17 protein-coding genes are annotated in these 21321 nt (G+C 71.6%); 3 read left to right on the top strand and 14 right to left on the bottom strand.

Annotated elements, in window-relative coordinates:
- The 7 genes from V6V89_RS03465 to V6V89_RS03435 form a co-directional block, all read right to left on the bottom strand.
- Positions 1–1308, bottom strand: a complete 1308-nt coding sequence (locus tag V6V89_RS03465; RefSeq protein WP_334617445.1) for a M16 family metallopeptidase — start codon at positions 1306–1308, stop codon at positions 1–3.
- Positions 1305–2612, bottom strand: a complete 1308-nt coding sequence (locus tag V6V89_RS03460; RefSeq protein WP_334617444.1) for a M16 family metallopeptidase — start codon at positions 2610–2612, stop codon at positions 1305–1307. Before V6V89_RS03460 ends, V6V89_RS03465 begins: the two co-directional genes overlap by 4 nt.
- A 17-nt stretch (positions 2613–2629) precedes the next feature.
- Complete coding sequence (locus tag V6V89_RS03455) at positions 2630–3259, bottom strand: hypothetical protein (protein WP_334617443.1); 630 nt, start codon at positions 3257–3259, stop codon at positions 2630–2632.
- A gap of 399 nt (positions 3260–3658) precedes the next feature.
- Positions 3659–4510, bottom strand: a complete 852-nt coding sequence (locus V6V89_RS03450) for a hypothetical protein (protein WP_334617442.1) — start codon at positions 4508–4510, stop codon at positions 3659–3661.
- Positions 4511–4535: 25 nt separating this feature from the next.
- Complete coding sequence (locus V6V89_RS03445; RefSeq protein WP_334617441.1) at positions 4536–4739, bottom strand: hypothetical protein; 204 nt, start codon at positions 4737–4739, stop codon at positions 4536–4538.
- 76 nt (positions 4740–4815) lie between these two features.
- On the bottom strand, positions 4816–6123 hold the full coding sequence (locus V6V89_RS03440; protein WP_334617440.1) for an MFS transporter: 1308 nt from the start codon (positions 6121–6123) through the stop codon (positions 4816–4818).
- Complete coding sequence (locus tag V6V89_RS03435; RefSeq protein WP_334617439.1) at positions 6120–6698, bottom strand: helix-turn-helix domain-containing protein; 579 nt, start codon at positions 6696–6698, stop codon at positions 6120–6122. Before V6V89_RS03435 ends, V6V89_RS03440 begins: the two co-directional genes overlap by 4 nt.
- 76 nt (positions 6699–6774) lie before the next feature.
- Here V6V89_RS03435 and V6V89_RS03430 point away from each other — a divergent pair, with 76 nt between their 5' ends.
- A complete protein-coding gene (locus tag V6V89_RS03430; RefSeq protein WP_334617438.1) occupies positions 6775–7182 on the top strand; it encodes a pilus assembly protein CpaE in 408 nt (135 codons plus the stop codon).
- On the opposite strand, the gene V6V89_RS03425 is transcribed toward V6V89_RS03430, so the two are convergent.
- From V6V89_RS03425 to V6V89_RS03405, 5 genes are all read right to left on the bottom strand, one after another.
- Entirely contained in the window at positions 7160–10405 is a 3246-nt protein-coding gene (locus V6V89_RS03425) for an ATP-dependent helicase (RefSeq protein WP_334617437.1), read from the bottom strand. The two genes, V6V89_RS03430 and V6V89_RS03425, sit on opposite strands and share 23 nt — an antisense overlap.
- Before the next feature lie 52 nt (positions 10406–10457).
- The gene (locus tag V6V89_RS03420) at positions 10458–13676 is read right to left on the bottom strand and encodes an ATP-dependent helicase (RefSeq protein WP_334617601.1); all 3219 of its coding nucleotides are present in this window, start codon (positions 13674–13676) and stop codon (positions 10458–10460) included.
- An 86-nt stretch (positions 13677–13762) separates the two neighbouring features.
- Positions 13763–14224: a lamin tail domain-containing protein gene (locus V6V89_RS03415; protein ID WP_334617436.1), complete on the bottom strand. Its 462-nt coding sequence runs from the start codon at positions 14222–14224 to the stop codon at positions 13763–13765.
- 94 nt (positions 14225–14318) lie between these two features.
- The gene (locus V6V89_RS03410; RefSeq protein ID WP_334617435.1) at positions 14319–14864 is read right to left on the bottom strand and encodes a TIGR00730 family Rossman fold protein; all 546 of its coding nucleotides are present in this window, start codon (positions 14862–14864) and stop codon (positions 14319–14321) included.
- Position 14865: 1 nt separating this feature from the next.
- Complete coding sequence (locus tag V6V89_RS03405) at positions 14866–15669, bottom strand: TIGR00730 family Rossman fold protein (RefSeq protein ID WP_334617434.1); 804 nt, start codon at positions 15667–15669, stop codon at positions 14866–14868.
- A gap of 108 nt (positions 15670–15777) precedes the next feature.
- On the opposite strand from V6V89_RS03405, the gene V6V89_RS03400 reads away from it, so the two are divergent.
- Positions 15778–15924: a hypothetical protein gene (locus V6V89_RS03400; RefSeq protein ID WP_334617433.1), complete on the top strand. Its 147-nt coding sequence runs from the start codon at positions 15778–15780 to the stop codon at positions 15922–15924.
- Here the strand turns inward: V6V89_RS03400 and dapE are convergent.
- Positions 15917–16990: a succinyl-diaminopimelate desuccinylase gene (gene dapE / locus V6V89_RS03395; protein ID WP_334617432.1), complete on the bottom strand. Its 1074-nt coding sequence runs from the start codon at positions 16988–16990 to the stop codon at positions 15917–15919. The genes V6V89_RS03400 and dapE overlap by 8 nt on opposite strands.
- Positions 16991–17014: 24 nt before the next feature.
- Between dapE and dapD the strand changes: the two genes are divergently transcribed.
- Positions 17015–17944, top strand: coding sequence for a 2,3,4,5-tetrahydropyridine-2,6-dicarboxylate N-succinyltransferase (gene dapD, locus V6V89_RS03390; RefSeq protein WP_334617431.1), 930 nt, complete (start codon positions 17015–17017; stop codon positions 17942–17944).
- 35 nt (positions 17945–17979) lie between these two features.
- Here the strand turns inward: dapD and V6V89_RS03385 are convergent, their stop codons facing one another.
- The gene (locus V6V89_RS03385) at positions 17980–21282 is read right to left on the bottom strand and encodes a S8 family serine peptidase (protein ID WP_334617430.1); all 3303 of its coding nucleotides are present in this window, start codon (positions 21280–21282) and stop codon (positions 17980–17982) included.
- Positions 21283–21321 lie beyond the last annotated feature (39 nt).

The raw sequence follows: 21321 nt of genomic DNA, 5'->3' as shown, positions 1-21321 counted from the left end.
TCAGGCCCGTTCGACCGCGGTCAACGCGCGCAGCGGCTGCTCGACCTTGCTCGCGTCGCCGAGCAGCACGGTGACCGCCTGGCTCGGCGCCAGGTACTGCGCCGCGGCCGCGGCCACGTCGTCGCGGCTCGCCTTGGCCAGCCGTGTCGCGTGCTCAGCCAGGTAGCTCAGCCGCAGCCCGGAGCCGGCGTACGTGCTGGCGAGGCTGGCCAGCCCCGCCTGGGTCGACATGCCGAGTTGGAGGGTGCCGAGCGCGTACTGCCGGGCCTGCTCCAGCTCCTCGTCCTTGGGCGGGAGCGAGGCCAGCCGGCCCAGCTCGTAGAACGTCTCCAGCAGCGCCGGGCCGGTGACCTCGGTAGCCACCTCGGCGGAGACGATCAGGGCGGAGCCGGCTTCCGAGTGCTCGATTCCCGAGTTAGGCCCGTACGTGTAGCCCTTGTCTTCGCGGATGTTCTCCACCCAGCGCGACGAGAAGTACCCGCCGAAGATCAGATTGGCGAGTTGGAGCACCGCGTGGTCTTCGTGCGTGCGCCGGACCGCCGGAAGCGCCATCCGCAGCGACGACTGCACCGCGCCCGGCCGGTCGACCAGCGTCAGCGGGCCCGGCACCAGCTCGGGCACGGGCGGCAGGTCGGCCTGCTTGCCGCCGCCGTTCCACGTGCCGAGCGCCTTCTCGGCGGCGTCGATAGCCCTTTCCGGGTTGATGTCGCCGACCAGGACGAGCGTCGCGCCGGCCGGGTGCAGCCGCTCGCCGTGCAGCGCCCGGAGCTGCGCCGGCCGCACCCCGCGCACCTGCTCCGCCTCGGGCGTCTGCACCGCGTACGGGTGCTTGCCGTACATGCGCTTGAGCAACGCGACGCGGGCCAGGTGCGACGGCTGGCTCTGCGCGACCTGGATGTGGTCGATCAGCCGGCTGCGCTCGGTGGACACCTCGTCGGCCGGGAACGCCGCGCCGGTGAGCACCTCGGCGAGCACTTCCAGCAGCCGGTCGAGGCCCGACACGAGCCCGTTGCCGCTGACCATCAGCCGGTCAGGGTCGACGCCCGCGGAGAGCCCACCGCCCACCGACTGAAGCTCGGCGGCGATCTCTACAGTGGACTTGTCGGCGGTGCCGGAGAACAGCGTCTGGGACAGCAGCGCGGCCCGCGCCAGGTTGGCCCGCCCGAACGGCACCCGCAGCCGCACCTCGACCAGCGGCACCGCGGGTCGCCGGATCGCCAGCACGGTCAGCCCGTTGGTGAGTTTGCGCTCGGTCTCCTTGGGCAGCTTGAGCTTTTTCGTGGGACCGAGGTCCGGCAGAGTCTTCATGCGCCCGCTCCCGGTACGACTTCGATGGATGCGCGGCGCTGCGGGCGCAGCGCGGCGGCCGCCTCCCGGACCTGCGCCTCTGTGACCTCGCCCACCAGCCGGGGCAGCTCGTTGAGCAGCGCCGGCTCGCCCCGCTGCTGCTCCAGTACCGCCATCCGCAGCGCCCGCCCGAGCACCGCGTCGGTGTCGCGCAGCAGGTGGGTGGCCATCCGCGCCTGGGTGCGGGCCAGTTCACCGTCGGCGAGGCCGTCGGCGGCCAGCCGGTCGAGCTCCTCGTCGATCGTGCGCATCACCTTGTCGGAGTCGCCGCCGGGTGGCAGGTGCGCCTGGAGCAGGAACGCGGTGGGGTCGCGCACCTCGTACGCCTCGCCCAGGAAGCCGATGTATCCGCCGACGCTGGTGACCGTGCGGTCGCGCAGCACCAGGCGCTCGACGAGGCGGGACGCGTCGCCGTCGGTGAGCACCTCGGCGAGCACCACGTAGGGCAGGTAGGCCGCGAAGTCGTTCACCGGGTCCGGAATCCGCCAGCCGGCGGCCACCGCGGGCAGCGGCGCGAGCGGGTCGGTGTACGACTCGCGGCGCTCGGCGGTCAGGTCGGGCTCGGCGAAGCTGGGCCGCTGCGGAGCCGGGCGCGCGGGCACGTCGCCGAAGTGCCGCTCGATCAGCGTCATCGCCTCGTCGAGGTCGACGTCGCCGGCGACCGACAGCACCGCGTTGCCGCAGGCGTAGTACCGGTCGAAGAACTCGGCCGCGTCGCTGACGGTCGCGCTCTCAAGGTCGTCGAACGAGCCGTATCCGTCGTGCGCGTTGGCGAACGTGTCGAACATGACCGGCGGCAGCTTCAGCCAGGGGAAGCCACCGTACGGCCGGTTGAGCACGTTGACACGGATCTCTTCCTTGACCACGTCGACCTGGTTGCGCAGGTTCTCCTCGGTCAGCCGAGGGCCGCGCATGCGGTCGGCTTCGAGAAAGAGCGCCCGCTCCAGCGCGTTGCTCGGGAGCGTCTCGAAGTAGTCCGTGTAGTCCAGGTGCGTGGAACCGTTGAAGGTGCCTCCGGAACCCTGCACATGACGGAAATGCGCTAGTTTCTCGAGGTTTTCCGAACCCTGAAACATCAGGTGCTCGAAAAGGTGCGCGAAACCTGTGCGCCCCTCCGGCTCGGACCGGATGCCGACGTCGTAGACGACCGCCACACCGATCACCGGGGCGCTGCGATCGGGGGCCAGCACCACCCGCAGGCCGTTGTCGAGCGTGCGCCGCTCGACGGGGTACTTCGTCGCTGGAATCCTTGATCTCGGCGCCACACGGCGACAGTAGCGCGTCAGCCCGTGGCGCGCCCCACCCGGCGCAGACATCCGACCGTGACGAGCGCCGCGATGGCCAGTGGCAGCACGGAACCGAACGCCTCCCGGGTGCTAACCGGATCAGCCGGACGGGCGAGAGAAAACATGTAGCCGGGTTGGAGGAAGGCGTCCGCTTCCACGGGTTGCCAGAGCGCCATGTGCGAGAGGGCGCCGTCGTACAGCGCCATCGCCGCGAACCCGATCAAGATCAGGCCGGCGCAGGTGACCTTGTGGGCCACCGCGCGCCCCGCCGCCACGAAGGCGGCCGTGGCAAGGCTCGCGGGCAGCACCAGGCTGCTCGGGTACCCGAGCCACTCGCCCTCGCCGTCGGCATGGCTCCACAGTTCGAGTACCGCATACCCGACCGCGCAGGCCACGCCGCCCATCACGATGACCGCGCCCGCCCGGGTGAGCCGTCCGGCGCGCGCCAGCGCGAACCCGGCGACCGTAAGGCACGCGTACCCGATCATCAGCGGACCGATCTCCCGCAGGCCCGCGCGGAGAGCGGCCACGAGACTGGTCGTGCGCTCCAGCGGGACCTGATAGTCGATGAGTTCGAGTCCCGCGAAAGCGAGCAGGCCAGCGCCGAGCGCGACCCTGACGGCCACCGATGCGCCGCGCCCGGCTACCAGCACGTATCCGCACAGCGCCGCCCAGGCGAGGAGCCCGGACGACGGCAGGAGCGGCGAGCCGAACAGGACCCCGGCCCCGAAACGGCCGTGAACAAGGCGAATGCGAGCAGAAGCCAGCCCCGGGCGCTCATTCGGCGTATGTTGCCACACCCCCTCTTGACAGGCGGATATCCGATCTAATCCACTGGACCTACCGAACAAGTAGGGATACTCGCTCGGCGGCTGGCTCACCGTAGCGGCCAATGTGGAGCTGCCGCTCAAGCTCGGCGGTGTGCCCAGGACCGAACGCAAGGCCCGCGTCGCCGAACTGCTCGGCACCGTCCATCTAGGAGAGCTCGGGGACCGGCAGCCGCACGATCGGTGGAAGAAGGGCCGTCAGGTGGGGCGGACGGACGCTAGGACCTCGTCTACCACGTGGTCGAACTGGCGGTGGGTGCCGGGGATCGACACGTAGAGGACCGCTGCCGTGGGTTTGCCTACGTCGATGATGGCTACGGCTGCCAGCTCATCCGTCGCCTTCAGCCCCGGACGGGCGAAGTGCAGGCGGAATACCGTCACCCACGCCGGGCGGCCGCCGAGGAGCGCCTGCTCGTCGCGGAAAAGCTCCATCCGGTTGGGCTGCGGATAGTACTCGGCGCGCACGTCGGCGGCCACCTGCCGGCCGAGGCACTCCAGGTTGAGGGCCACCGCGTCGTTGTCGGCCGCCGGCACCGCCGCCGACAGGATCGAGGCGTGGTAGGTGCCGCCGCTGTAGTTCTCGGTGATGAAATGCTGACCCACCTTGTACGGCACTTCGAGGGTGCCGGCGCTCCACACTGCGTTCCACGGCACCCAAGGGGCGCCGTACGCGGCGTACGAGATGCCGGACTCGGCGTCGACGGTGCGCGGGCCGGCGGGCGGGGGCCCGGGGTCGACGGGCTGCGGTTGCTCGGCGACGACGGTAGGCGCCGGGCACATCCGGGCGAGCGGCGGGCGCTTGTCGGACGGGCCTGCGACGTCGTGGCCGAACGGGTCGGAGTTGCCGGACAGCACCATCGTCAGGATGACCACGAGCCCGATCACCAGCGTGCCACCCGCCGCACCCGCGAAGAACAGCAGGCGTCGACGGTCGCGATTGCGTTGATCGGGTGCCTCGTCAGGCCGGGTCTCGGGCGGCGGGGGCACCGGGGTGCCCAGTGCAGTCACCGTGCCCGCGCCCCATGGTCGCTGGTCAGGTGTCGCCGGCATGCTTTCCAGTGAACACCACGCCAGCTCAGCCCACCCCGCCGGCCGCCGCCCCCGCGCCGGACTCAGGTATCGACGGCGCGTGCATCTCGACGACCGCCGCGCCGCCCGGCTCGTCGAGCGCCGCGTACCACGGCGTGAAAGCGGCGGCTACCGCCAATATCAGGCCGACCACGGCGAGCGCCATTACGACGAGAATCTCGCGTACCGCCCCGGCGCTGGCATCGGTCATGTCCACCCTCCCCCAAATCCCCCATAGGACAGGATCCGGTAACAGGTGTCTTGATACAGTCGCCCATCGGACGCAATCAGATGAACTCATAGGCAGGAACCTTGCCTGTTTTGCCGGCTCTGCGTTCGGCCCGGCGGGCAGCCACCGTGAGCGATGCCGCGATGACCAGCGCCAATGTGGCCGCGAGCCAGCCGGTGACGAATCCGGCCCAGGCGGCCAGCCGCGCAACCGAGATGGCGCCGATGAATCCGCCCAGTTGCAGCGCGAGCGATTCGACCGAGACGAGGGTGGCGCGTTCGCGCTCGGTGACGCGGTTGTGCACCGCCTCGGCGGCCAGCGGCCCCGCCGGTCCGGTCAGCGTGTAGACAGCCAGGTAGCCGGCGGCCGCGAGCGCGAAGCCACCCGGGCCGGCGGAAGCGAGGCCGACCAGGCCGACCGCCGCGGCGCCAGCCACGGTGACAAGGGCGGCCACGGCCAGCGCGGACAGCGGCAGCAGCCGGCACAGCGCCGGTGCGACGGCCGCACCGGCGGCGGTGCCCAGGAAGGCGCCCGCGGCGAGCAGGCCGTAGGCGAGGGCGGCCCGCTCGGGCCCGCCCAGCATCTCGGCGAACTGGAGCGGTGCGAGCATCTCGACGCTGTTCAGGAACAGCCCGATCGCCGCGCCGTGTGCCACGATCAGCCTCACGACGGGCTCGCGCCACGCCACGCGTACCCCATGAAGGACCTGGGTGGGTACGGTCCGAAAGGCCATGCGGACGCTGCCGCCCGACCGCGTCGCGGTCTCGGTCTCGGTCATGAGCACTGCGTGCGCGATCAGGCTCACCACCGCGAGCGCCGCGGCTCCCAGCGCCGATATCGAGAATGGCGTGATCAGGCCATCGTTGGCCAGCCCGCCGACGAGGCCCGGCACCGCCCCGCCGATCGTGGCGGCGGCGCCGAGCCCGAACGCCTCCACGGCCCAACCTCGGGACAGGCCGGCCCGCAGGGACACGTCGGGGTCGATGGCCCGGATGGTGTCGACGTACCAGGCTTCGACGGGCCCGGAGCCCAGCGCGCGGCCCAGCGCGGACGCGGTCGCCGCGATCGCGAACTGCCACCACACCTGCGCGAACGCCATGCACAGCGGCGCCAGCACGAGAAACACGCCGGCGAGCAGCATCGTGCGGCGCCGCCCGAGCTGGTCGGCGAGGCCGCCGGTGGGCAGTTCAAGTAGGACGACGAGGCCGGAGTACAGCGCGACCAGGAGCCCGACGGTCGGCAGGTCGATGCCGCGGGTGGCGTAGATCAGCATGCTGACCGGGAGGACTAGGCCGGTGGCCGCCCACCGGAGCCCGATGAGCAGGAGGTACCGGCGCTGCACCCGCGCCGCGGTCAGCGGCGTCATATCGGTGACTGCTCGAAGTTGAGGAGTTGGACGTACGCGGAGATGTGCGCGACCGGCTCGTCTGGCTCGGCGGGCGGCGGGTCGGTGCGATAGCGGTCCAGCACCGCCATCAGCTCGTCGTCGAGCGCGGCGACCTGCGACGGTGTGAGGCGGAGCATGAAGTCGGACGGGCCGCCGCTGTCTTCCCAGCGCGGGTCGCGCTCCTGCGCCATCCAGCGTTGGAAGTGGTCGACGGCGCGCAGCATCTGGCGCCGCTGGAGGGCGTCGCTGATCTCGCGCCCCTCCGGGCTGGACATCTCGGCTCGGCTCCACGTGGTGATCGAGTACGTGGCGCGCCACCGCTTGTCGCGCTTGTTGGGCTGGTCGGGGTCTTCCTCGACGAACCCGTACCGGGCGAGTTGCCGCAGGTGGTAACTGGCCGAGCCGCTTGAGTCGTCGAGGCGGCGGGCCAGCTCCGACGCGGTGGCGGGGCCCTCGTATCGCAGCAGGCCAAGGATCTTCGAACGGGTCGGGTGTGCCACCGCCCGGAGCGTCTCGGCGTCATGGACGTTGCGTTCGAAATGCCGCTCAGCCATGCCACTCACCGTAAGACCACAAAGAGTATTTTGCAAAATTTCCTTTGCAGACCCGCGCTCGTGGCACGATGGAACCGTGATACCGCTCGATCTCGCTGCCCGGCTCCGCGAGGCGGGGCTCGTGTGGAAACCCGCGGCCGGCGACCGGTTCGCCATCCCCGACCGCGACCTCGACGACGACGTGTTCGTGCTCAGCAACATGACGATCGAAGTCCACGACCTGCCCGACGGCGAGATCATCGGCTTCAACGGCACCACCGAGTGGGCCCTCGACGACGTCGAGAAGGAAGAGGCCATCTGGCTGCCGCGCGAAGACCAGTTGCGAGAGCTGCTCAGCGGCACGTTCCAGTCGCTGGTGAGAGTCGGCGACCGCTACCGGGTCACAGTCGAATTCAACGGCGCGGAGCGGGGGTTCGAGGCAGCGGAGCCGGCGGAGGCCTACGGGGAGGCGCTGCTCGCGCTCATCCTGCTGGCAATGCGGTGATCAGGGCGGTCAGGCCCTCGGCGTCGAGCAGGTCCGCGGGACGGATCGTCACACCGTCGCGTACATAGTGGAACGCCGCACGCACGTGCTCGACCGGCGCGCCGGCCAGCTCCGCCCACGCCAGCCGGTACGCGGCCAGCTGCACCGCCGCCGCTGAGGCGTCCACACCAGACGGTTGGCGGCCGGTCTTCCAGTCGACGACGTCGTACCGCCCACCCGGCGACCCGAACACCGCGTCCATCCGGCCACGAATCACGACGCCGCCGATCACCGTCGCGAACGGCACCTCGACCTCCACCGGCGTGCGGTCGGCCCACTCGCTCGACAGGAACTTCTCCTGAAGGTCGGCGAGCGCCTCGTCGGGCGCGGCATCCTCGTCGGCGGCACCAGGCAACTCGTCGACGTCGAGCAGCCGGGCGGCGCCGTACCGCTGCTCCAGCCACAGGTGGAAGGCGGTGCCGCGGCGCGAGTACGGGTCGGGACGGGACGGCATCGGGCGACGCAGCGAACGGGCCAGCGCCTGCGGGTCGCGGCGCAGCGTCACGAGCTGCGACACGGAAAGGTGGCCCGGCACCGCCACCTCGATCGGGCCGTCCCGGCGGGCCTGCCGTTCGCGCTCGGCGAGGAGGACTTCGACCTCCCGCCGCCACGGACTGTCCTCCGTGGGCGGATCGGCGAGGAACGACCGCACCAGAGCGGCGGCCTCGGTCAATGCGGGACGGCGCGGGCCGAGTGGGTCGGCCGGCCACTGTGCCGAAGGCACGACCTCGGACGTCGGGTTGGCGGTGTCCGGCGTCGGCTCCGGTGCCCAGGCGACCACGGCGCCGTCGCCCGCCTGGCAACGGTCACGGATCTCGGTGAGGAACACGGACGGGCCACGCGGCTTCTTCACGCTCTCGCCCCACCAGTACCCGCTGCACAGCAGCAGCCGGCGCGGCCGGGTGACCGCCACGTACGCCAGCCGCCGCTCCTCGCGCTCGTCGTGCGCGCGCCAATCGTCGTTGAACGCCTCGACCGCCTGCGCCACCGCACGCTGGTCTTCAGCCTCGTCCAGGATCAACCGCGGCAGCCCGTCTGAGTCGCCGCGCAGCGGGAACGGCAGCACGCCCAACCCCATCAGGTAGTGGTCGGAGTTGCGCGCCGGTCCCGGCCACACGCCGCGGGTCAGCCCAGCGACCGCCACGATGTCCCACTCCAGGCCCTTCGCGGCGTGCGCGGTGAGGATCTGCACCGCCCCCTCGACCACGTCGACCTCGCCCGGCGACAGCCCGCGCTCCTCGTCTTCGGCCGCGGCGAGGAACGCCAGGAACCCGCCCAGCGTGCCGCCGTCGGAGTCGCGCGCGAACCGCGCCGCCACGTCGCCGAGCGCGTCGAGGTGGCCGCGGGCCAGCCCCGCGTCGGCGCCTACTCGCACGGCCACCTCGACGTCCAGGCCGGTCGTGCGCTCGACGTCGGCGATCAGATCGGGTAACGGCTGGTCGAGCCGGTGCCGCAGCAGGGCCAGCTCCCGCCCGTACGCGCGGAGCCGGGCGTATCCCTCGGCCGAGAACGCCTGCGGCGGGCCCGGGTCGGCCAGCGCCTCGACCAGGCTGGCCTCGTCGAGGCGGTCCGGCATCAGCTCCGGCTGGTCGGGTGCCAGGCCACGTCTCGCCGCGGCGATCGCGCGCGAGCGGCGGTACAGGGCGACGAGGTCGCGGGGGCCGATCCGCCAGCGCGCGCCGGTGAGCAGCCGCAGCAGCGACGCGCCGTCGGTCGGGTCGGCGAGCACCCGCAGGGTGCAGACGACGTCGCGGACCTCTGGCGTGTCGAGCAGGCCGCCGAGGCCGACCACCTCGACCGGTACGCCCCGGACGCGCAGCGCGTTTTCGATCGCGGGGATCTGACTGCGCACCCGCACCAGCACCGCACTGGTCGGGCGCTGCTCCACCGGGATCTGCTCGGCCAGTGCGTCGGGCATGCCGGCCGCCACCTGCCAGGCGCGCAGCATGCTTTCGGCGATCCAGTCCGCCTCGTCGGCGTACGACTCCAGCAGTGCACAGTGGACGGCCGCACCGCCGATCCGCGGGTCGACCCGGGCGGCGGCGGTCAGCTCAGCCACCTGGGCACCCGATTCGCGCAGCGGCGCCGACAGCGCGTTGGCGACCTTGAGCACCTCGGGGCGGTTGCGCCAGCTCGTGGTGAGCGACCGCTGGTCGCCACCGAACTCGGCCGGGAACCGTTCCAGCGTGCCCGCGCTCGCGCCGCGCCACCCGTAGATGGACTGGCACGGGTCGCCGACCGCGGCCACCGGGTGCTCCCCCGCGCTGAGCCGGCCTTTCCCGCCTCCGGCAAAGAGCGACCGGAGCAGCACAACCTGCGCGTGGCTCGTGTCCTGGTACTCGTCGAGCAGCACCACCTTGTACCGGGCCCGCTCGATCTCGCCGACCTCGGCGTGGTCGCGGGCCACCATGGCCGCGCGGGCCATCTGGTCGCCGAAGTCCATCGCCTCGAAGTCGGCCTTGCGCTGCGCGTACGCCCGCACGAGCGGCAGCAGCTTCAGCCTTATCTGCTGGCGGGCCAGCGCGTCCCGAACCGCGGCCGACACCTTGCCCGGCCGGTCCTGCACCTCGGCGTAGAACCGGCCGGTCCACGCCGCCAGGTCGTCCGGTGTGACCAGATGCTCGGCCAGCTCGCCGGAGAGCGCCAGCACCGCGTCGGTGACCGTGGACGGTGAGAAGTGCACGCCGGTCATGTCGCCCGTGTAGTTGCGCACCAGCAGGTCGACGATCTGCCAGCGGGACGCCTCGGTGAGCAGCCGGGCGGACGGCTCGAACCCGGCCCGCAGCCCGTGCTCGACCACGATGCGCGCCGCGTACGAGTGGTAGGTGGCCACGGTGGGCTCGCCGGCGAGCAGCTCCTCCTGACCGAGGCGCCGCACCAACTGCCCCAGCCGGGTGCGGATGCGGTGCGCCAGCTCGCCGGCGGCCTTTCGGGTGAAGGTCAGGCCGAGCACCTGGTCGGGGGCGGCGTACCCGTTGGCCACCAGCCACAGCACCCGGGCGGCCATCGTCTCGGTCTTGCCGGAGCCAGCGCCAGCGACGACCAACAGCGGCTCGACCGGCGCCGAGATGATCTCCGCCTGTTCGGGCGTGGGCGGATGCAGCCGCAGCATCCGCGCCAACTCGTGCGGCGTATACCGCGGCCCCGCCTCCGCGTGCGAAACCGGGAAGAGAGTGGCGGTCATGCGCCGCCTCCCGCAGCCGCCACAAAGCGCAGGCGAGCGCCAGCTAGCTCGGTCACGGCTCCACCACCTGGCGGCCCTTGCCCGAGATCGGGCAGCTCGTGCGCACCGGGCACACACGACACTTCGAGTTGGCCACCGCGTGGAACGTCGACGCCGCCATCGTGTCGGCGGTGCGCCGGACCATCGCGCCCGCCCAGTTCGGGTCCTCGCCCTCGCCGAGCGCGGCCTGCGCCTGCTCCTTCGCCTCCTTGGTCGGGGTGCCGAGCTGCACCAGCGAGGCGCCGCCGGTGTCGGCGCCGAACTCGTCGAAGGCGCCCGCCTCGACGGCCGCCTGGTATGCGCCGAGCTGCGGGTGCTCGGCCAGCTCCGCCTCGGTCACCGACGTCGACTTGCCGGTCTTGAGGTCGATGACGACGAGCCGCCCGTCGGCGTCGACCTCCAGCCGGTCGACCCGCCCGGTGAGCTCGATCGGGTGCGTCGGGTGGGCCAGCCGCACCGCGAACTCGTGCTCGATCGCCAGCAGCCGCCTCGGGTTGACGGCCAGCCAGCGCAGCAGCTTGTCGACCATCGCCTCGGCCCGGCTGCGCTCAGCACCGGCCATCCACTGGGCCGCCAACTCGATCGCGTCGAACCGCCCGGCTACGTACTCGATCAGCTTTCCCCTGTCGACGCTGGCGTCCTCCGCGAGCATGGCCGCCGCGTGCACGAGGTTGCCCACGCCCTGCGCCGCGCTGGCGGGCGCTCCACCGCCATGCTTTTCCAGCAGCCAGCGCAGACTGCATCGCAGCGCGCTCTCCATAGTGGACGGTGTCACCTTGACCGGCTCACCCTCGTCGACCAGCGGCCGGTCGTCGGAGAGCGGCCGCAGGCCCCACCAGTCGTCGGGGTGCGCGCCGGGCACGCCGGCGGCCGCGAGGCGGGCCAGTTCGGCCGCCGCGGCGCGCTTGCGCTCCGTGGACGAGGCGGGGTCGGTGACGGCGGTGCGCAGATCGGCCACCAGCGCGGGCAGGGTGAGAGCCCGGGGCAGCCGGTGGAGCGCCAGCTCGTCGAGCCCGTCCTCGGCATCGACGGCCGGCGCCAGCTCGTACAGGAACCGGCTCGGCTGCTCCTCGTGGTCGGCGCCGCCCACCGCCGCCGAGGCGACCGCCGTGACGAGCAGGCGCCGCCGAGCCCGGCTGATCGCCACGTAGAACAGCCTGCGCTCCTCGTCGAGCAGCGCGGAGGTCTGCCCCACCAGCGACGCCGCGGTGCCGGCACCCTCGGCACGGCCGGCGAGCACGTCGACGAGCCGCTCGGAGCCCAGCAGGCTGCCGCGCAGCCGCAGGTCGGGCCAGATGCCTTCCTGCACCCCGGCGACGACGACCACGTCCCACTCCAGACCCTTCGCGGCGTGGGCGGTGAGCAGGCGTACGGCCTCGCCGCGGTCGGCGCTGGGCGCGATCGTGTCAGCCGGCAGCTGCTGGCCGAGCACGTGGTCGAGGAACACCTCGGTGCGGGCGCCCGGCAGCCGGTCTACGAAGCGCGCGGCGGTGTCGAAGAGCGCGACCACGGCGTCGAGGTCGCGGTCGGCGGCGATCCCCCGCCACTGCAGTCCACGCTCCTCCCCCGGGTCGCCGGCCGGTCCGCTGCGCGCGGTGAGCCCGAACCACCGGTCTCCCAGGCCGCTGGCCCGCCATACCGCCCAGAGCACGTCTTCGACCGTGGCGGCCGGTCGGGCGGCCGCCTCGCGGGCCTTGGCGATGAGTTCCGCGATCGCCTTCGCAGGCGTGGCCCACCGCCGCTCGATCGCCGCCAGCTCGGCCGGGTCGCGCAGCGCCTCGACCAGCAGGTCGCCGGACGGCCGGGGATCGCCGGCCGCGAGCGCCAGCGCCCGCAGGCCCTGCCGCAGCCGGCGCTCGCCGAGCGGATCGGCGCCGCCCAGCGGCGAGTGCAGGAGCGCGACTGCCGCCGCTTCGTCGAGCCGGTCGGGCTCCAGGGCGCAGCGCAGCAGCAACAGCAGGGGCGCGACCGCCGGCTGCAGGTGCAGGGGCAGGTCTTCGGCCTGGGTCACGGTCGGCACGCCCGCCGTGTGCAGGGCCCGCTGCAAAGGCGCGAGCTGGAGCATCGTCGAGCGCACGAGTACCGCCATGCGCGACCACGGCACGCCGTCTTCGAGGTGCGCCTTACGCAGCACGTGCGCGACGTACGCTGACTCGCTGGTGCCGGAGCGGAAGGTCCGCACCTCGACGGCGCTGTCGCCCTCGGTGGCCGGCGTCAGGCGACGGTGGCCGGCGGCACCGCGCAGCCGCCGCGCCACCCGCGCGGTGGCCTCCAGCAGCTCGCCGCTCGTGCGGTAGGTGGCGTGCAGCGTGACGGTCGGCGCGACCGCGCCCGACGCTGTGCGGAACCGGTGCGGAAACACGCCGACACCGGCCGGGTCGGCCCCCCGGAAGGCGAACGTCGACGAGTCGGGGTCGGCGAACGCCACCAGCGGCTTACCGCCGCCCGCGACCATGGCGAGCAGGTCGAACTGCGCGGGGTCGGTGTCGGCGAGCTCGTCGACGTACACGTACTCGAGCCGCCGGCGCTCGGCGTCCAGCAGCGCGTCGTCGTCGCCGAGCAGCCCGGTGGCGGCCCGGATCAGCTCGGCGTTGTCGTAGGCGACCGAGCCTCGCGTGGTGGCGTCGCGCAGCGCCAGCACGGCGACGTACTCGCGCAGGAAGCTCGCGGCGGATGCCCAGTCCGGGCGGCCAAGCCGCTCGCCCAGCCGCGCCAGCTCGGGTGGCGTCAGGCCCCGCTCGGCGGCCCGCAGCAGCAGGTCGCGCAGCTGCCCGGCGAACGCCCGGGTGGGCAGCGCGGGGCGCAGGCTGGGCGGCCAGTTGTCGTCGGCGCCTTCGAGGAGCTCGCGGATGACCAGGTCTTGCTCGGGGCCGGTGAGCAGCCGGGGGGACAGCTCACCGCGTTCGGCCGCCGCGCGGCGCAGCAGGCCGAAGGCGTACGCGTGGAACGTGCGCACGAGCGGCTCGTGCACCACCCGGCCGGTGCCCGCGACGCGGCCCTCGATGCGTTGCCGCAGGGCCGCGGCCGACCGCCGCCCGAACGTCAACACCAGGATGCGTTCCGGGTCGGTGCCCTCGGCGACCCGGGCAGCGACGGCTTCGACCAGCGTGGTGGTCTTGCCGGTGCCCGGGCCGCCGACGACGAGCAGCGGACCGTCGGTGTGGCCGGCGACGTGCGACTGGAGCGGATCGTCGAGCGGCGCGGGCGCGGGCTCGGCTGGCCGGCGGACCAGCCGGTATCCGGCCCATCTGCTCACAGCCGCCTCAGCCACACCGCCAATCACACCACGCCCGTCTGACCTCTCGGGTCACGCCCTACCTAGCACGCGACCCAGGTGCGCCCGGACTTCTGGCCCCACGAACAGGTGTCGACTGTGGTGCCGGACGGCTTGCGCAGGTAGGCGGTGTCGCCGGTGTTGTTCCAGACGTACGCGCTCCGCCACCAGTAACGGTTCTGCGCGTTGTTGGTGCCCTTTCCGGTGTGCACCCAGAGCCGGCCGTTCTTGGCGGGAATGATGTAATCGCTGGTGAACGTGTAAACGTGACCCGCCTTGTCGCGGATGGTCCACCCCTTCAGGTTCACCGCCGACGAGCCGGTGTTGATTAGCGAAATCCATTCAGCGTTGAGACTGCCGTTCGAGCCGGTGTCCTTTCCCGGCGAGTCGTACTGCGCACCGTGGAAGCGCAGCGTGGGTGTTGCCGCGCCCGCCGGTGCCGCGCCAACGAAAGCGACGGTCGCGCCGAACAGCGCGGCGGCGATGAGGCCGATGGTCTTCTTCACGTGCCCTCCATCGAGATATCCGGACCACAAATTGTTGTGGATCAGCGCGGAAACGTCGCGTCCCCGATGGGGGAATTGGAGTCGTATTGGCGACTCATTCAAGCAGGGATTCAATTTTGTTCAGCGCTTCGGGCACCGATTCGGCGACGATCAGAAGGTCCATCGCGGCCGGTCGGGCAAAAGAATTCTCCGCGAGGCCAGCCAACCAGTGCACGAGACCGGTATAGAAGCCGTGCGCGTCGACGAGCACGACCGGCTTGCGGTGCATGCCGAGCATCGCGATGGTCCACACCTCGAAGAGCTCGTCGAGCGTGCCGAGGCCACCGGGCAGGGTGAGAAACGCGTCCGACTTTTCGAGCATCGTGGCCTTGCGATCGAACATCCCGTCGGTGATGACCAGCTCGTCGGAGTTGGTGTCGGCGATCTCGCGGTCGACCAGGATCTGTGGGATCACGCCGACGGTGTGGCCGTCCTCTGATCGGGCGCCATCCGCGACCGCGCCCATCATGCCGACACATCCGCCGCCGGAGACGAGCGTGTGCCCACGCCGGGCGATCTCTTGACCGGTGGCGGTGGCCAGGTCGAGCCAGCGCTGGTCGAGGGTCCGGGACGACGCGCAGAACACGCAGATGGCCGCCACGTCAGTCCTCCACCGGGCCATCGGGTGGCGTGGTCGCCTGGGCCTGCTCGACCAGGGCCGCGTCCGCCTCGACGATGTGCCGCACCGCCTCGTCGACGTCGTCGGTCACGCAGATCAGGTCGAGGTCCGTCGGGCTGACCTTGCCTTCGCCGGCCATCGTCTCGTGCAGCCAGTCGAGCAGCCCGCGCCAGTACGCCGAACCCATGAGCACGACCGGAAAGCGCGTGACCTTGCGGGTCTGCACCAGCGTGAGCGCCTCGAAGAGCTCGTCCATGGTGCCGAAGCCGCCCGGTAGGACGACGAACGCCTGGGCGTACTTGACGAACATGGTCTTGCGGGCGAAGAAGTACCGGAAATCGATGCCGATGTCGACCCACTCGTTGATGCCCTGCTCGAACGGCAGCTCGATGCCGAGCCCGACGGACAGCCCGTCGGCCTCGTTGGCGCCCCGGTTGGCGGCCTCCATGACGCCCGGACCGCCCCCGGTGATCACCGCGTACCCGGCACGGGCCAGCGCGCCGCCGAGCTGCTGGGCGAGCTCGCACTCGGCGCTGTCGGGTTTGCTGCGCGCGGACCCGAACACGCTGACCGCCGGCGGCAGGTCGGCGAGCGTGTCGAAGCCCTCCACGAACTCCGACAGGATTCGCAGCGCCCGCCACGCGTCCTTGGTCTTCCACTCCGCACGCAGCCGGGAGTCGAGCAGTCGCTGATCAGCGGTACTGCCAGGGATGGCCTCCCCACGCAGAGTGACCGCCCCGCGGTGGCGCTCCGGTCCAGGAATGCCGCTGCGCTTTATGTGGTTCATGGGATCAACCGTAGTGCGCTACGACTCGTGTATGTGATTGCAACCAATTGGGCGCCTGGCGCGTCTTACACTTCACATACCGGGTATGCACGGGGAGGGGGAACGACCGTGACCCGCATCGAGATGATCCGGCTCCGTCGCCAGATGCAGCGACGGATCCAGGAGGTCGTGGCGGAGCGCCGGCTGGCGGTCAACCAGCGGCCGGCCACCGAGAGCGAGCCATCGGGCGACCGGAAGGACACGCCGACTAGCTGAGCGCCAGCCAGCGGTGCAGCGTCGCCGCCCCGTCGCGGATCTTGCCGATCTCGACGTGCTCGTCTGGTGCGTGCGCGAGGTTGGGGTCGCCGGGTCCGAAGTTCAGCGCGGGTATACCGAGCCCGGCGAACCGCGCCACGTCGGTCCAGCCCAGCTTGGCGACCGGTTCCTCGCCGACCGCGGCCAGAAACTCGCGCGCCGGCGCCTGAGTGAGGCCGGGCAGGGCGCCGCCGGCCGAGTCGGTCACCTCGACCTCGAAGCCCTCGAACACCTCGCGGACGTGGGCCTGCGCCTCCTCTTCGGAACGATCCGGCGCGAACCGGTAGTTGACCTCGACCTCGCATCGGTCGGGCACAACGTTGCCGGCCACGCCGCCGTTGATCCGCACCGCGTTGAGCCCTTCGCGGTACACGCAGCCGTCGATCGTCACCGTGCGTGCCTCGTACGCCCGCAGCCGGTCGAGCACCTCAGCAGCCGCGTGGATGGCGTTGACGCCCCGCCAGGCCCGCGCCGCGTGCGCCCGGCGACCCGTCGTCGACACGGTCGCGCGCATGGTGCCCTGGCAGCCCGCCTCGACCATCCCGTACGTGGGCTCCAGCAGCACCGCGAAGTCAGCGGCCAGCCACTCCGGGTGCGCCTCGGCGACCAGCTTGAGCCCGTTGTACCTGTCTTCGATCTCCTCCGCGTCGTAGAAGAAGTACGTCGCGTCGAAGCGCGGCTCGGTCACCGTCACCGCCAGGTGCAGGGCAAACGCCACCCCGCTCTTCATGTCCGAGGTGCCGCAGCCGTAGATGAGGTCGCCGTCCAGCCGGGACGGGAAGTTGTCGTTGTGCGGCACCGTGTCGAGGTGGCCAGCGAGGACGACCCGCTGCGCCCGCCCAAGATCGGTGCGCGCCATCACCGTGTTGCCGTACCGGTCGACGGTCAGGTGCGGTGCGGTCCGCAGCACCTCCTCCACGCAGTCGGCGATCTCCTTCTCGTTGCGGGAGACCGACTCGATGTCGACCAGGGCGCGGGTGAGCGCCACCGGGTCGGCCAGTACCTCGGGGGTGAGCGGGTTCGCCATGGATGGCACGGTACCTTTTTCCTCATGCAGACCTTGCCAGCCTGGGGCCTTGGACTGGCCACCGTGACGCCCCACGACCAGGTCCTTGACGCGTGGTTCCCGACCGGCAAGCTCGGGCTCGGGATTATCCCGGCCGACGAGCCGCACACCACCGTGGTGGGCGAGCCGGCGCTGCCAACGCTCAAGACGGTGCCGGTGCGCACCGAGATCGGCTCGCTGGAAGATCCGCCGAAGGACACCGCCGACGTGTACCTGCGGCTGCACCTGCTCTCCCACCGCCACGTGCGCCCCAACGAGGTCAACCTGGACGGCATCTTCGGCCTGCTGCCGAACATCGCCTGGACCTCCGCGGGCCCCTGCCCGCCGGAGTGGGTCGATGAGCTGCGGCTGATCGAGCGGTCCCGCGGTCGCCACCTGACCATCTACGGGCTCGACAAGTTCCCCCGGATGGTCGACTACGTGGTGCCGGCGGGGGTCCGGATCGCGGACGCCGACCGGGTGCGGCTCGGCGCGCACCTCGCGTCGGGCACGACGGTCATGCACGAGGGCTTCGTCAACTTCAACGCCGGCACGATCGGCTCGTCGATGGTCGAGGGCCGGATCAGTGCCGGTGTGGTGGTCGGCGACGGTTCCGACGTCGGCGGCGGCGCCTCGATCATGGGGACCCTCTCCGGCGGCGGCAAGGAGCGCATCCGCATCGGCGAGCGCTGCCTGATCGGCGCGAACGCGGGCGTCGGCATCTCGCTGGGCGACGACTGCGTGGTCGAGGCCGGGTGCTACGTGACCGCCGGCTCAAAGCTGACGCTGCCCACCGGCGAGATCGTCAAGGCGGCGAGCCTGTCCGGCGCCTCCGGCCTGCTCTTCCTGCGCAACTCGGTGACAGGCGCGCTGGAAGTGCGGCACCGCAAGGGCACTGGCATCGAGCTCAACGCCGCCCTGCACGCCAACGACTGAGCGGGGGCGGGCCAGCGCCCGCCCCCGTCAGATTCCTACTTCAAGCGGTACGCGTGCACGATCGTCTGCGTGACCGTGTTGCCGCCGGTGTCGGTGGCCTTGGCCCGCAGCGAGACGAAGCCCGCGCCGCTCGGGTGCGACACGGTCGCGACCCATCCGGCACCGGTCTTGCGCAGCTTCGCCGTGCGCCACGTCTTGCCGTCGTCGTACGACACCTCGACGGCCAGCCGCGAGACGCCCGGCGTGCGCGCCTGGCGCTCCACCGTGACCGGGATCTCGAACGCCCCGCCCGACGGGGCGGCATTGGCCTCGTCCAGCTTCGGCGCGAACCGCACCACCGAGATCGGCAGCGACGCCACTTCTTCCTCGCCCACGTGCGCGGACTTGAACGTCCACGCCGCGCTGACCGCCGTGGTCAGGTCGCCGACGCTACGCGTGTCGGCCACCTCGAGCCGGTAGCTGGCTCGGCCCGCCGGCACCTCGAACTCGCCGCAGGCCGAACATTCGTTCTCGCCGACCAGCTTCCCGTTGCGGTACAGGGCGGTGCGGGAGGTGTCGGTCAGCGAGTAGCCACCGTGACCTGCCCGGTCGCCGTAGAGCGACACGTCGGCGAAGATGTAGTCGCCCACCCGCCCGAGCGAGGGCCACCAGGGGTTGGCTGGCAGCGCCGGGCCGAACGGTGCTGCGTTCCACTGGTCGCGGTACACCTGACCGGCCCGGAACGCCTTCGGCGGGTGGAACAGGTACGTGCTGGCGTCCAGCCAGCCTTCCTCCTCGTCGATCGTGCCGATCGCCAGCGCGCTTTCCCACCGAACGTCGGCGGTGTTGTAGTACTCGACGCGCCGGCCCGGCAGGTCGGTCGGCAGCACGATCGCCGAGCCACCGGTGTTCCACTCCAGGGCCGGGAACACGGTGCGCTCCGCTGTCAGCCCCGCCACGTTCTGTGCGAACTGGTGCCGCACGGTGGCCAGCTCACCGGCCCGGTAGTGCCGGGTGTACCCGGTGGGCAGCCGCCCCGGAATGCCTTCGGCCACCGCGTAGAAGTACGGCGTGTCCTCGAAGCTGCCATCCGGGCCGGGCTTGCCCCACTGGCTGGCGACGTACGAGACGAACTCGTTCGCCGGCAGCGCGGGGCCGATGTGCCGCGTGGTGAGCCGTTCGAACGAGCCAGCCCACACGCCCACGCCGTAGCTGACATCCTCGGTGAAGTGCACGAACGCGACGTCGATCAGCGCCGGGCGGGCCGAGCGCTCCGGCACGGACGAGACGACCGGCTTGGCGGTCCGCGCGTCGAATCCGATGGTCAGGTCGCCGGTCACCTTGACGGTCGGCTGCACCAGGAACGCCGCGTCGGACTCCTCTTCCTCGCCACGCGACTTGAAGATGACCGTCGACAGGTTGTAGTTGCCCTTGGGCACCCGCACCGTCGCGGTGCCGTCCTCGTCGTAGACGTCGATCGCGGCGAACGAGTCGAGCCCGAGCAGCAGGCTGAAGTAGTCTCCCGTCGCGGCACCCGCCTGGTCCAGGTGCGAGACGGTGACGTTGTAGCTCTCCACCTCCTTGTTCACACCGATGCCGGTGATCACCCGGGTGTCGCCGCTGGTCGCCACGAGCTGGCCGGAGTACAGGCCGTCTGGGCCGCCCACGGTGGTGTCGGCCGTGATGGTCACCTTCGCCTCGCCGCCCGCCGGCACGGTCACCTGGGCGGAGCTCAACGTGAACATGCCTGCCGGCGAGGCCACGCCCTTCGGGCCACGAACGTTCATGGCCAGGTCGAGGGTCACGTCGGCGGAGCCGGTGTTGCGATAGGTCGCGGTCCGCACGATCGGCTCGTCGTCGTGGTGCGGCCAGAACGGCCGTCCAAATGAGACACCGACGGGGTCGGTTGTCACGCTCTGCGCGATCGCGCGGGCCACGTCGACGCGGCCAGCGCCCTGCTGGTACCCGGACAGCGCCGGATTCGGCTTGGCCGACGCCGTGAGAGCCGCCTTGAGCTGACCCGCCGTCCAGTCGGGGTGCACCTGGGCGAGGATCGCCACCGCGCCCGCCACGTGCGGCGTGGCCATCGACGTGCCGGAGAGGGTGGTGTACCCCGTGCCGACCGGGTCGCCGATGTCGGTGCCGGCGCCCTTCGCCGCGACGATGTCGACGCCCGGCGCGGTGATGTCGGGCTTCATCGCGTCGTCGCCGACCCGCGGCCCTCGGCTGGAGAAGTCGGCCAGCTCGTCGGACTTGTCGACGGCGCCCACGGTGAGGGCCGCGTCGGCGCTGCCCGGCGAGTCGATGGTGCCGTCACCCGAACCGCTGTTGCCAGCCGCGATCGCGAAGAGCGAGCCGTACTGCGCGGTCAGCGTGTTGACGGCCTCTTCGAGCGGGTCGATCTCAGGGGTGTCGAACCCACCGAGGCTCATGTTGATGACGGTGGCGTTCTTCTCGGCGGCCGCCCACTGCATGCCGGCGAGGATCGCCGACTCGGTGCAGAAACTCGACGCACACACCTTGCCGGAGACCAGCCGCGCGTCGGGGGCGACGCCCTTGTACTTGCCGCCGGACGCGGCGCCGCTGCCGGCGATGATGGACGCCACGTGGGTGCCGTGGCCGACCATGTCGCCTTCCTCGGCCGCCTCGCTGAAGTTGCGCGCCTCGGCCACCTTGCCGGCCAGGTCGGGGTGCGACGTGTCGACGCCGGTGTCGAGCACCGCGACGGTCACGTCCTTTCCGGTGTATCCGCTCTGCCACGCGGTCGGCGCGCCGATCTGCGGCACGCTCTGGTCCAGCCGCACCTCGCGCTTGCCGTCGAGCCAGACCTTCGCCACCTCGCCGGTGCCGGAGAGCGCGGTCCACAGTGCACTCGCCCGGTCCTTGCGGGCGGTGACGGCGGCGCCGCCGACAGCGGGCAGGTCGCGCTTGACCTCAGCACCAGCCGCCGCGAGGGCGCTGTTTCCGCGCTTGGCCACACCCTTGCCGTAGGTGACGATCAACGGCACGGTGTCGCGGGCCCCGTCGTGGTATCCGGCCTTGGCGAGCCCGGTGACGTCGAAGAGCCGGCGGTCGACCTTGCCGCTGCGCAACAGGCCGAGGGCGTCTTGCGGGATGACGTACGTGGCGCCGCGGTCGCGCTGGACGGCGAACTTCATGTCCGCCCGGTCCTTCGCGGGCCGCACCGCCAGACGACCGCCGGGCGCGACCGTGACCTGGTCGCCCGTCACCAGCGTGACCGTCGTCGTGCCTCGGTTACCTGCTGCCGGCGGTGCTCCACCGCCTGGTGCCGCCCCTTCCGGTGCGGCCCACCCGGCCTGCGCCGTGCCGAGCACGAGCCCGGTCGACAGCAGTGCCATGCCGATTTTCCTGAGTAGATGCAACGCATCCTCCCCTCA

It is taken from the genome of Micromonospora sp. CPCC 206061 (assembly GCF_036906915.1).
Taxonomy (GTDB): domain Bacteria; phylum Actinomycetota; class Actinomycetes; order Mycobacteriales; family Micromonosporaceae; genus Phytohabitans.
This window is presented reverse-complemented; position numbering and strand designations above follow the sequence as displayed.

Excerpts from the sequence above, each read along its gene's own strand:
- V6V89_RS03465 (WP_334617445.1), bottom strand. The coding sequence starts at position 1,308 with ATGAAGACTCTGCCGGACCTCGGTCCCACGAAAAAGCTCAAGCTGCCC.
- V6V89_RS03450 (WP_334617442.1), bottom strand. The coding sequence starts at position 4,510 with ATGCCGGCGACACCTGACCAGCGACCATGGGGCGCGGGCACGGTGACT.
- V6V89_RS03445 (WP_334617441.1), bottom strand. The coding sequence starts at position 4,739 with ATGACCGATGCCAGCGCCGGGGCGGTACGCGAGATTCTCGTCGTAATG.
- V6V89_RS03440 (WP_334617440.1), bottom strand. The coding sequence starts at position 6,123 with ATGACGCCGCTGACCGCGGCGCGGGTGCAGCGCCGGTACCTCCTGCTC.
- V6V89_RS03435 (WP_334617439.1), bottom strand. The coding sequence starts at position 6,698 with ATGGCTGAGCGGCATTTCGAACGCAACGTCCATGACGCCGAGACGCTC.
- V6V89_RS03425 (WP_334617437.1), bottom strand. The coding sequence starts at position 10,405 with ATGACCGCCACTCTCTTCCCGGTTTCGCACGCGGAGGCGGGGCCGCGG.
- V6V89_RS03405 (WP_334617434.1), bottom strand. The coding sequence starts at position 15,669 with ATGAACCACATAAAGCGCAGCGGCATTCCTGGACCGGAGCGCCACCGC.
- dapE (WP_334617432.1), bottom strand. The coding sequence starts at position 16,990 with ATGGCGAACCCGCTCACCCCCGAGGTACTGGCCGACCCGGTGGCGCTC.
- dapD (WP_334617431.1), top strand. The coding sequence starts at position 17,015 with ATGCAGACCTTGCCAGCCTGGGGCCTTGGACTGGCCACCGTGACGCCC.
- V6V89_RS03385 (WP_334617430.1), bottom strand. The coding sequence starts at position 21,282 with ATGGCACTGCTGTCGACCGGGCTCGTGCTCGGCACGGCGCAGGCCGGG.